Here is an 11,266-nt window from a genome sequence, read left to right as displayed (position 1 = left end):
GAGACGGGCCGGCTGGTCAGCGCCAAGCGCCCTCGACCGTGGGGCGCGCTGATGCACCACGCCGCATCGATCGTCGATGACGCGGCCGACCCGCCGGTCGCGCAGATCACCCTTGCCGACGGGACCTCGATCCCCGCCGGTCCCGACGCCGCCGAGGCCCTGTCGCGATCGCTCGGCCGCCCGGTCCGGGTCGTGTCGGCCGCGCCCCAGGGCACCGCCCTCGATGAGCTCTGGATGGAGGAGAAGGGCCCGTCGCTGTACGGGCCGGTCGTGGGGAGCGAGGGGGACCAGCCGGTCATCGACGTGGCCCCGGGCCTCGGCGCCCCGCCCGGGACCCTGTTCGACTTCTCGGCGGTGCACCTCGTCACGTCCTCGGCGCTGGCGGCGGTGGGGGCCGTGCTCCCGGACGGGGCCGACGTCCGCCGGTTCCGGCCCAACCTGGTGATCGACACCGGCGCCGGCGGGGAATCCTTTCCGGAGAACGACTGGGTGGGGCGCAGCATCCGGGTGGGGAAAGAGGTGACCGTCGAAGGGCTGATGCTCACCATGCGCTGCGTCATGGTGACGCTCGGCCAGCGCGACCTCGAGCCCGACCGGGGCGTGATGCGGGCCGTCGCCGACCTCAACCGGGTGGAGGTGCCGGGGGTCGGCACCTATCCCTGTCTCGGGCTGTACGCCCGGGTGACCGCTCCCGGCGCCGTGCACGTGGGCGACGAGGTGACGCTCCTCCCGGCCTGATCGGGACGCCCCGCCGGGCCGTTCGCTCGTTAGGCTCAGCTCCGGTGCCCCGGCTTCTCCGCTTCCTCGGCCCGCTGGGCCTGCTCGCCACCGTCCTGGCCGGGTGCGGGGGGGCCGCCTCGACCTCGGCGGGCGCTCCCGCCGCCGGACGGACCGTCGCCTCCGTGTCGGGCGGCACCACGGCGCTGACCCTGCAGTCGGAGCACACCTACACGCCCAAGCCCCCGCCGGGGGGCGGGACCGACGACTACCACTGCACCCTTCTCGACCCCGGGGCCCGGTCCGACTCGATGATCGTGGCCAGCCACTTCTTCCCGAACAGCCCCGAGGTCCACCACGCCATCCTCTTCCTGGTGCCTCCGGAGGCGGTGGCGGCCGCCCGGGCCGCCGACGGGAACGGGCGGGGCTGGACCTGCTTCGGGGAATCGGTGCTGCCGGGGACCGGCCTGGCCGGCCTGGCCCGCACTCCGTGGCTGTCGGCGTGGGCACCGGGCCACGGTGCCGACGTGGTCCCCGCCGGAACGGGCGTCTCCTTCCCGGCCGGCAGCCTCGTCGTAATGCAGATCCACTACAACCTCCTGGTCGGCGCCAAGCCGGTCAGGAGCAGGTTGGTGCTCCAGACCGTCCCCGCCACCCGCCACCTCCGCCCGCTGAGCCTGACCCTGTACCCCGCCCCCCCGGACGTCCCGTGCCCGGCCGGAGTGACCGGCCCCCTGTGCAGCCGGGCCGCCTCGATCGCCGATCTGGGCCAGCGCTTCGGCCCCGAGCTGCCCCGGTTCGTCGACACCATCGAGAGCATCTGCGGCCGGGACCCGACCAATCCCCCCGCGGGGAACACGACGTCGTGCACCTACCCACTCGGGTTCACGGGCCAGCTGCTCCGGTTGACCGCCCACATGCACCTGCTGGGCAAGGGCATGACGATCGTCCTCGATCCGGGCACCCCCAAGCAGCAGACCCTCCTCAACGTGGTCAACTTCAACTTCGACTACCAACGGTCCTACGACCTGGCCCAACCGGTGGCGGTGGGTCCCGGAGACAAGCTCCAGGTCACCTGCACCTACAACCCCGCCATCCACCAGCTGCTGCCGGCGCTCCGCCGCCTGCCGCCGCGGTTCGTCACCTGGGGGGACGGGTCGTCGGACGAGATGTGCCTGGCCATCGTCCAGTGGCTGAACGATTGAATACCATCGCCAGGGACAGATGAGCTCGACCGCGGCCCTCGATCCGGACCTGTTCCTGCCCGAGCCGGACCCCCGGCCCGTGCGCTACACGATCATCTCGGTCGACGACCACCTGGTCGAGCCCGCCGACATGTTCGAGGGGAGACTCGCCCGAGGCCTCCAGGAGCGGGCGCCCCACATCGTCGAGACACCCCAGGGCCACCAGGTCTGGCAGTTCGAGGACCAGGTGTACACCCAGGTGGGGATGAACGCGGTCGTGGGGAGGCGGCCCGAGACGGTCAAGGTGGAGCCCTTCCGCTTCGAGCAGATGCGGCCGGGCTGCTACGACATCAACGCCCGCATCCGCGACATGGACACGGCCGGGGTGTGGGCCTCGCTCAACTTCCCGTCGCAGATCACCGGCTTCTGCGGGCGGATCTTCTCCCAGGCGTCGGACCGGGAGCTGGGGCTGGCCGTCACCCGGGCGTGGAACGACTGGCTGTACGAGGAGTGGTACAGCCCCTACCCCGAGCGGATCATCCCGTGCGGGATCACGTTCCTGACCGACCCGGAGGCGGGAGCAGCGGAGATCCGGCGCAACGCGGCGCGAGGGTTCCCCGCCGTCACCCTGCCCGAACGCCCCCACAACATCGGCCTGCCGCCGATCTTCGACCGGGACCACTGGCGCCCGATCATCACCGCCTGCGCCGAGACCGGCACCGTCATCAACCTGCACGTCGGGTCGTCGGGAATGGCGGACCTGCCGCCGGGGTCACCCGGGCTGCCTCTGGGCGCCACCCTGTTCGGCCAGCTCTCCCTCGGGGCGTGCGCCGAATGGCTGTGGTCGGGGTGGGCGGTGGAGCTCCCGGAGCTGGCGGTGGCCATGTCCGAGGGGGGGATCGGCTGGGTGGCCATGCTGCTCGACCGCCTCGACAACATCGTCGACCGATCGGGCTACGGGCTGGGATGGGACGTGCGGCCGGCCGACGTGCTCCGGCGCAACTTCTGGTTCTGCACGATCGACGACCCCTCCACCATCGACACCCGCCACCGCATCGGGGTCGAGAACATCATGGTGGAGGTCGACTACCCCCATGGTGACAGCACCTGGCCCGACACCCAGGACGTGATCTCCGAGGTGTGGTCCCACCTGCCGGCGGCGGAGCTGCGCGCCATCTGCTGCGAGAACGCCGCCCGGCTGTACCGCCACCCGCTGCCCGACCGCGTCCTTCCGGAGGACCCATGAGCTTCACGCCCACCGCCGACAAGCTGCTGCCCGACCTCTCCCCGGCCGAGGAGCTGGTCCTCCTGGCCCGCACGCTGTGGCACGAGGGCTACGACGACCACCTGGCCGGCCACATCACCTACAAGCAGCCCGACGGGACCTACCTGTGCAATCCGTGGCTGGTGACGTGGGCGGAGCTGCGCCCCGAGCAGGTGATCCGCATCGACCTGGAGGGCCGGGTGCTCGAGGGGGACTGGCCCGTCCCGCTCGGCATCCCCATCCACCTCGAGCTGCACAAGCGGCGTCACGACGTGGTGGTGGCGGTGCACAACCATCCCCGCTACGGGACCGTCTGGGCCGACGTGGGCCGGGTCCCGCCCGCCTACGACCAGAGCTCGGCGCTCGGCGGGGGCCGGGTGACGTGCGTCGACGAGTACACCGGCACGGTCAACCTGGCCGAGGCGGCGGGGGAGGTCGTCGAGGCCATGGGGGACGCCGACCTGGCGCTCCTGGCCAATCACGGGGTGTTCGTCCTGGCCAGCTCGATCCGCGCCGCCCACCAGCGGGCGGTGGCGCTGGAGCAGCGGTGCCGCAACGCCTGGCACGTGGAGGCCGTCGGCGGGGGCCGTCCGCTGCCGCCTCAGTTTGCCGACCGGATGCAGAAGTCGGACGGGAACGCCTTCATCGGGTTCTGGGAGGCCATGGTCCGCCTGGAGCTGGCGCGGGACCCGACCCTGCTGTCGGGGCGCTGACGGCCCACCCGAAAGGACGGTGTCGTGCAACCCGATGACCTGATCCTGATCAGCGTCGACGACCACATCTGCGAGCCGGCGCACATGTTCGACGCCCACGTCCCGGAGAGGTGGCGGGAGCAGGCGCCGCGCGTCGTCGTCAACGACGACGGCACCCAGCAGTGGCGGTACGGGAGCCTGCGCGGGCGGGATCTGGGGCTCAACGCCGTGGCGGGCAAGCCCCGGGAGCTGTTCAACGTCGACGCCAGCCGCTACGACCAGATGCGGGCCGGCTGCTACGACGTCCACGAGCGGGTGCGGGACATGAACGCCGGCGGGCAGCTGGCCGGGCTCAACTTCCCGAACTGGACCGGGTTCTCGGGCCAGGTCCTCAACCAGGGTCCCGACCCCGACGTCAATGAGGTCATGATCAAGGCCTACAACGACTGGCACGTCGACGAGTGGTGCGGGGCCTACCCGGAGCGGTTCATCCCGTGCGGCATCCTGCCGCTGTTCGACATCGACCGGGCCGTGAAGGAGGTCAGGCGCCTGGCGGCCAAGGGCTGCCACGCCGTGACCTACTCCGAGAACCCCGAGGCGTTGAAGATGGCGTCGATCCACTCGGGCTACTGGGACCCGCTCTTCGCCGCCTGCAGCGATCTCGGGACCGTGCTGTGCTGCCACGTCGGGTCGGCGTCGCGCCCGGCCCCGGCCTCCAGTGATGCCCCCGCCAGCGTCAAGATGACGACCTCGTCGGTCATGTCGATCCTGACCATGGTCGAGCTGATCTGGGCCGAGTTCTGGGAGCGGTTCCCCGACCTGCGCTTCTCGTTGACCGAGGGGGACACCGGCTGGATCCCGTACTTCCTCTGGCGGGCGGAGCACGTGCGCGACCGCCACTCGGGATGGACCGGCCAGGAGTTCCCGGAGGGCGGCGGACCCCGGCGCAACTTCCACGACCACATCCTGTGCTGCTTCATCAACGACCCCATCGGCGTCGAGCTGCTCGACCACTTCAACGTCGACAACGTCTGCTGGGAGTCCGACTTCCCCCACTCGGACGGGACCTGGCCCACCGCCCCCGAGGCCGTCGCCACCCTGATGGGTCACCTCCCCGGGGACGTGGTGAGCAAGATCACCCACGAGAACGCCAGGCGGCACTATCCGTTCGACCCCTTCTCCCTCCGGCCCCGGGAGCGGTGCACCGCCGCCGCCCTGCGTGCCGAGTCTCCCGACGTCGACACGGTCACCCGCGTGGGGCGGGTGGCCGACGAGCGGGACCGGGAGGCGTGGCGCCGGATAACCAACCGCACCGTCGCCACCCGGTAGCGCCACGCCGCCCCCCGTCAACCTCGCGTCCCTTCTTTCCGACCATCCCTTCGGGGACGAGAAGGGGCTGATCCACACCCTCGACGGGACGGTCACGGCCGGCCAGGCCAGGGAGGAGGCCGCGGGCTGGGCGGCCCGGCTCGGCGAGGCGGGGGTCGGCCCCGGCAACGCGGTGGTCGTCCGGCTGCCGAACCACCCCTCGTTCGTCACCGCCATGTTCGGGATCTGGTCCGTCGATGCCGTCCTCGTTCCCGGCAATCCCCGCCAGCCCGAGGGCGAGCTCCGGCACACCCTCGACACCGTGCGGCCGGCCGCCGTGCTGGACGGGGCCGCCCTGGCGCGCACGGAAGGGCCCACGGCCACCTACGAACGCGGCGTCGCCTTCGTGACGTGGACCTCGGGCACCACCGGCGCGCCGAGGCCCATCCTGCACGCCCACGGCGGCTACCTGGAGCTGCTGGACCGCGTCCTCGGATCGATCCGCAGCCGGCCCCCCGACCCGGAGCGGCCGCCGCCGCCCAACCTGGTGCCGGTGTCGCTGGCCCTCAACGCCGGGCTGTACCAGGTGCTGTTCGGCCTGCGGGCGGGTACGGCACTGGTGCTCATGGAGCGATTCGAGACGGAGGCCTTTGCCGAGCTGGTGCGCCGCCATCAGATCCGCTCCACGGTCCTGCCGCCGGCGGCCATGGTGATGCTCACCGACGACCCGGCGGTCACCGACCTCTCCCCGCTGCGGTACGTGCGCAGCATCACCGCCCCGCTCTCGCCGCTGGCGGCCCGGCGCTTCGCCGACCGCTTCGGCGTGGTCGTCCTCAACAGCTACGGGCAGGCCGAGATCGGGGAGGTCGTGGGGTGGACCGCCGAGGACGCCCGGACCCATCCCGACAAGCTCGGAGCTGCGGGCCGGCCCCATCGCAATGTGGCCCTCCGCGTCGTGGATGCGGCAGGGGAGGAGGTTCCGGAGGGCGCGGTGGGCGAGCTGCTCGTACGCCCTCCCCGAATGGCGGTGGGGTACGCCGGAGGGTCCGAGCTGGCCGACCGGGTCGACGGCGACGGCTTCGTTCGCACCGGTGACTACGCCCGGATCGACGCCGACGGCTTCGTGTGGATCGAGGGCCGGGTGTCCGACGTGATCAACCGGGGGGGGAACAAGGTGTTCCCCGACCAGGTCGAGGAGGTGCTGCGCCTGTCTCCCGGTGTCAGCGAGGCGGCGGTGGTCGGGGTGCCCGATCCGAGGCTGGGAGAGGTTCCGGTGGCGTTCGTGGTCGGTGACGCCGGTGACGACGAGCTCGAGGAGCTGTGCCGGCGGCACCTCACCCCCTACAAGGTCCCGGTCGCCTTCCGGCTGCTGCCGGCGCTGCCGCGCAGCGAGGTGGGCAAGGTCCTGCGGCGCGAGCTGGCCGCAGGCTGGGAGGGCTAGGCGTCGGGGCGGAAGTAGGGCAGGGTGATCTCGTCGGAGGCGGGGTGGAACTCCACCACCAGGCGGAGGCCGGCCTCGAGGTCCTCCGGGGGGCAGCCGATCACGGCGCTGATCATGTGGTAGCCGTCGTCGAGAGCCACCACGGCGGGGGCGTAGGGGACCGAGAAGCTGGGGTGCTGGGGCCGCCACACGACCGTCCAGCTGTAGAGGGCGCCCCGGCCGGTGCCCGCCACCCATTCCCCCCGGAGCCCGCCGCAACGATTGCACGCCGTGAAGGGACGGGCCTCGGCGTGGCCGCAGTCCGGGCAGCGGAACTGGAGCAGCTCCCCCCTCCGGCACGCCTCCCAGTAGGGGGCCAGGCGCCAGCTCGGGGCCGGCACCGGGATGCCGGGCGGCTGGGGCCGGAGCAGGTCGGTCACGGGCGCTCCGATCCCAGCAGCACCAGGTCGGTGAACAGCGCGCCCGATCCGCCGTTCGAGCAGATGGCCACGCTCGCGCCCGGGACCTGGGCCGTCGTGCACGTGCCGCGCAGCTGCTGGACGCCCCGGATCACCCGCTGGAGCTGCTGGGCGCTGATGCCCGGGTGGCTGAACGACATCGTCCCGCCGTCGGTCGTCACGGGCAGCGCCCCACCGGGGGCGATGCCGCCGTCGGCCACGAAGGCGGCGCCCTCACCGCGGGGGCAGAACCCGAGCGCCTCCAGCTGGCGGATGATCTCGAACGAGAACGGGTCGTAGAGCTCGGCCACGTCGACGTCCTCGGGACCGATGCCCGCCGTGCGGAAGGCCCGTTCCGCCGCCCGGGCCCCCACCCAGCCCCACGCCTCGTGGTCGGGACCGCTCGTGTGGTCCCAGACCGGGGCGATGGTGTAGGCGGGCCCGGCGCAGTCCCCGCCGGCGCCGAGCACCCAGACGGCTGACGGGCAGTCGGCGGCCCGGTCGGCCGCCGCCAGGACGAGCGCGCACCCGCCCTCTGACGTGGTGGCGCAGTCGAGGAGATGGAAGGGATCGGCGACCATCCGCGAGGCCAGGATGTCCTCCGGCGTGAACGGGCCCCGGCCCGAGTAGACGGCCTCCGGGTTCACGTGGCCGTTGTTGCGGATGACCGCAGCGACGCGGGCCAGGTCCATGGGCGTGGTTCCGAAGGTCTCCATGTGGCGCCGGGCCATGAGGGCGAACTCGGCCGCCGTGAACAGCCCGTACCCCACCACCAGCTCGTTGGCCGGCCGGGTCCACGGCGCGGTGGCCGACCGCTCGCGGTAGAGACCGGCGCCGCCGCCCGCCACGAGCACCACCCGCGCCTCTCCGGAGGTGACGAGGGAGAGGGCGTCGAGGAGGGCCGGTATGCCCAGCATGCTGGGACGGCGGGAGCACGGGCCCAGGCCCAGCTCGAGGATCATCTCGTGGGCGAACTGTCCGACCACACCGTCGACCTCCGACAGCGGGATGCCGGCGTCGGCGAGGGCGCCGAGCGAGGCCTCGACCGCGATGGACTGGGAGTCGTGCTCCGGCAGCTCGCGCGCCTGGCGGGTGTTGTGCACCCCGACGATGGCCACGTCGCGGAAGGGGTGCGTGCTCACGTCGCAGCGGTTGTGCACGGCCCACTCGTGGAGCCGGTGCCCATCTCCATAAGGTATACGACATCGATATGACCGAAGGCCGCATCACGGACGAGGGCATCACCCGCCTGCGGGCACGCATCGGGGTCCCCGAGCCCCATCCCGTCGCTCCTCACTACCGGTGCCCGGACGTGGACGCCTTCCGCCACGTGGCCGAGGCCTACGGGGACGACAACCCGCTGTGGTGGGACGAGGGGTACGCGGCCGGGACGGTCTGGGGCGGACCCATCGCCCCCCCGCCCCTGGTCGGTGGGGACACCCTGATCGGAGAGGACGAGGTGACCGCGGTCCCCGCTGAGCACCGCGAGCTCATGAAGGGTGATCCCCTGCGGGGCGTGCACGCCTTCTATGCGGCGAGCTCGCGGGAGTGGTGGCGGCCGTTGCCGCCCCGGTCGCGCGTGTTCCGGCGCAGCGCCCTGGTGGGGGTGCTCGACAAGCCCAGCGAGTTCGCGGGACGGGCCGTGCACGAGTGGAGCGCCCAGGTGTTCCGGGCCGAGGAAGGCGACGCGCTGGCGGGGCAGTACAGGCTGATGATCCGCACCGAGCGGGGCCAGGCCCGGGAGCGGCGCAAGTACGACGACGTCGAGATCCGTCCCTACTCCGACGCCGAGATCGACCGCATCGAGGAGCAGTACGCCGCCGAGATCCGCCGGGGCGCCGAGCCTCGTCTCTGGGAGGACGTGGCGGAGGGGGACACCGTCGGGCCCCTGGTGAAGGGGCCGCTGACCGTGACCGACATGGTGTGCTGGCACGTGGGGATGGGCATGGGCCTCTACGGCATCCGGCCCCTGCGCCTCGGCCACCTGAACCGCCGGCGCATCCCCCGCTTCTACCATCGCGACGAGCTGAACATCCCGGACGTGATGCAGCGGGTGCACTGGGACCCCGAGTTCGCCCGCCGCAGCGGCAACCCCACCACCTTCGACTACGGCCGGATGCGCGAGACGTGGCTGATCCACCTGTGCACCGACTGGATGGGGGACGGGGCCTGGTTGTGGAAGCTGCAGTGCGAGTTCCGCCGCTTCAACTACGTCGGGGACACCCAGTGGCTGTCGGGCACGGTGGTCCGCCGGTACCTGGCCGGGAACGACCGTCCCGCCGTCGACCTCGAGCTGTCGTGTGTGAACCAGCGGGGCGAGGAGACCACACCCGGCACCGCCACCGTGCTCCTGCCCAGCCGCGAGCGGGGCCCGGTCCGCCTGCCGGACCCGCCGGGCGGTCCCGGTGCCGGCCTGCAGGCCGTGCTCGACGCCGTGTCCGCCCGGTTCGACCGGCAGTGAGCGCGGTCGACGACGGCGGGCTGCGCGTGGCCCGCGAGGACGGGGTGCTGCGGCTCACTCTCGACCGGCCCCGGCGCCGCAACGCGCTCGACGACGCCATGGTCACCGATCTGATCCGGGAGCTGGAGGACGCCAACCAGGACGAGTCGGTTCGGGCGGTGATGCTGTCGGGCACGGGGGACCACTTCTGCTCCGGCTTCGACCTCGCCGCCCGCAACGCGCCGCGCGACGCCCGGCCGCGTGTCGGCAGCATCCAGCGGCGGGTGTCCTCGGAGGCCCACCGCCTGGTCCCCCTGCTGTGCTCGGTCCAGGTCCCCGTCGTGTGCCGGGTCCAGGGGTGGGCGGCGGGCATCGGTCTGCACCTGGTGCTGGCGGCGGACTTCGCCGTGGTGGCGGAGGACGCCCGCCTCTGGGAGCCGTTCATGCGCCGCGGGTTCACGCCCGACAGCGGCGGCACCTGGCTGCTGCCCCGTCGGGTGGGGGAGGCCCGGGCCCGCGAGATGCTGCTCCTGGGCCGGGAGGTGACCGGCACCGAGGCGTCGGCGTGGGGCATGGTCCACCGGGCCGTGCCGGAGGCGGAGCTGGACGCCGCCGTCGGGGAGGTGCTCGGCCGGTTGGCCTCGGGCCCGACCGTGGCCCTGGGGCTCACCAAATGGCTGATGCACGCCGGCGCCTCCCGCTCGCTCGAGGAGCACCTGGCCGACGAGGCCTTCGGCGTCGAGCTGTCGTCGCGCAGCGAGGACTTCCGCGAGGGCATGGCCGCCTTCGGCGAGAAGCGCGACCCCGAGTTCCGCGGCAGGTGAGTGGAACGGCCCACCCGGAGGGCGGGCGGCTGGCGATCGGTCCCGAGACCTCCGAGGGGGCCGCCCTCACCGCGGTGGCGGAGTGGCTCGAGGCCACCGTCCCCTCGTCGTGGCTCGAGGCGGGCCGGCGGGGCGGCCCGGCCGCCGTGCGCGAGGTGCGCGACCGGGGGGAGTACGAGGAGTGGTACCCGGCGTTCGGCCGGTCGGGCCTGGTGGTGCCGACCTGGCCGCGCGAGCACGGCGGGCTGAGCCTGCTTCCAGCCGTGGCCGTGCGGATCGAGGAGCTGCTCCGGCCCTACAACCTGGGGCGGCTGAATCCCCTCGGCCTCAACCTGGCCGCTCCGGCCCTCTTCGCCCACGGCACCGAGGAGCAGCGCCGGCGCTTCCTGTCGCCGATCGTGTTGAACGAGGAGCGGTGGTGCCAGTTGTTCAGTGAGCCGGGCGCCGGCTCGGACCTGGCGTCCCTGGCCACCCGGGCGGTGCGGTCCGGGGACCACTGGGTGGTCACGGGCCAGAAGGTGTGGACCACCTGGGCCCACCAGTCGGACTTCGGCGTGCTGCTGGCCCGGACCGACGACACCGTGCCCAAGCGCCGGGGCGTCACCTACTTCCTGCTCGACCTCCGCCAGCCCGGGGTCGAGGTGCGCCCCCTGCGGCACCTCGGGGGCGAGGCCGAGTTCAACGAGGTCTTCCTCGGCGGTGCCGTCGTGCCCGACTTCCAGAGGGTGGGGCAGGTGGGGGAGGGATGGAAGGTGGCCGGTGCCACTCTCTCGGGAGAGCGCCAGATGGTCTCGGGATCCGGCTCCGGGGGTGTCGACCGCATCGGCGGGTCGGGCACCGACCACCTGCTGCGCCTGGCGCGTCGCACCGACGGGAACGGAGGGCGCCGGGGCCCAGGGGATCCCCTGCGCCGCCCGGAGCTGGCCCAGCTGGGCGCCGAGGAGCGCATCCGGGCCTGG

Annotated in this window: 11 protein-coding genes; 9 read left to right on the top strand and 2 right to left on the bottom strand. The window is 72.8% G+C overall.

Going from position 1 to position 11,266, the window contains the following annotated elements:
* The 6 genes from VFW24_03770 to VFW24_03745 form a co-directional block, all read left to right on the top strand.
* The coding region (locus VFW24_03770) for an MOSC domain-containing protein (protein HEX5265868.1) at positions 1-738 on the top strand (738 nt) is incomplete at its 5' end.
* Positions 739-782: 44 nt separating this feature from the next.
* The gene (locus tag VFW24_03765) at positions 783-1,922 is read left to right on the top strand and encodes a hypothetical protein (GenBank protein ID HEX5265867.1); all 1,140 of its coding nucleotides are present in this window, start codon (positions 783-785) and stop codon (positions 1,920-1,922) included.
* A 19-nt stretch (positions 1,923-1,941) separates the two neighbouring features.
* A complete protein-coding gene (locus VFW24_03760) occupies positions 1,942-3,147 on the top strand; it encodes an amidohydrolase family protein (protein ID HEX5265866.1) in 1,206 nt (401 codons plus the stop codon).
* Positions 3,144-3,878 (top strand): class II aldolase/adducin family protein, encoded by a 735-nt coding sequence (locus VFW24_03755; GenBank protein ID HEX5265865.1) that lies wholly within the window; start codon positions 3,144-3,146, stop codon positions 3,876-3,878. Before VFW24_03760 ends, VFW24_03755 begins: the two co-directional genes overlap by 4 nt.
* 24 nt (positions 3,879-3,902) lie before the next feature.
* The gene (locus VFW24_03750; protein HEX5265864.1) at positions 3,903-5,186 is read left to right on the top strand and encodes an amidohydrolase family protein; all 1,284 of its coding nucleotides are present in this window, start codon (positions 3,903-3,905) and stop codon (positions 5,184-5,186) included.
* Between the two features lie 67 nt (positions 5,187-5,253).
* Complete coding sequence (locus VFW24_03745; GenBank protein HEX5265863.1) at positions 5,254-6,606, top strand: fatty acid--CoA ligase family protein; 1,353 nt, start codon at positions 5,254-5,256, stop codon at positions 6,604-6,606.
* On the opposite strand, the gene VFW24_03740 is transcribed toward VFW24_03745, so the two are convergent.
* Entirely contained in the window at positions 6,603-7,025 is a 423-nt protein-coding gene (locus tag VFW24_03740; protein ID HEX5265862.1) for an OB-fold domain-containing protein, read from the bottom strand. The two genes, VFW24_03745 and VFW24_03740, sit on opposite strands and share 4 nt — an antisense overlap.
* Positions 7,022-8,185, bottom strand: a complete 1,164-nt coding sequence (locus VFW24_03735; GenBank protein HEX5265861.1) for a thiolase family protein — start codon at positions 8,183-8,185, stop codon at positions 7,022-7,024. The genes VFW24_03740 and VFW24_03735 overlap by 4 nt, the downstream gene beginning before the upstream one ends.
* Before the next feature lie 68 nt (positions 8,186-8,253).
* Between VFW24_03735 and VFW24_03730 the strand changes: the two genes are divergently transcribed.
* The 3 genes from VFW24_03730 to VFW24_03720 all read left to right on the top strand — a co-directional run.
* Positions 8,254-9,504 (top strand): hypothetical protein, encoded by a 1,251-nt coding sequence (locus VFW24_03730; GenBank protein HEX5265860.1) that lies wholly within the window; start codon positions 8,254-8,256, stop codon positions 9,502-9,504.
* Positions 9,501-10,307, top strand: a complete 807-nt coding sequence (locus VFW24_03725; GenBank protein ID HEX5265859.1) for an enoyl-CoA hydratase-related protein — start codon at positions 9,501-9,503, stop codon at positions 10,305-10,307. The genes VFW24_03730 and VFW24_03725 overlap by 4 nt, the downstream gene beginning before the upstream one ends.
* Positions 10,304-11,266 (top strand): acyl-CoA dehydrogenase family protein (locus tag VFW24_03720; protein ID HEX5265858.1); only part of this gene is annotated, 963 nt, incomplete at its 3' end. The genes VFW24_03725 and VFW24_03720, both read left to right, overlap by 4 nt.

The sequence above is a fragment of the Acidimicrobiales bacterium genome, assembly GCA_036273495.1.
In the GTDB taxonomy this organism is placed as follows: Bacteria; Actinomycetota; Acidimicrobiia; order Acidimicrobiales; family JAJPHE01; genus DASSEU01.
This window is presented reverse-complemented; position numbering and strand designations above follow the sequence as displayed.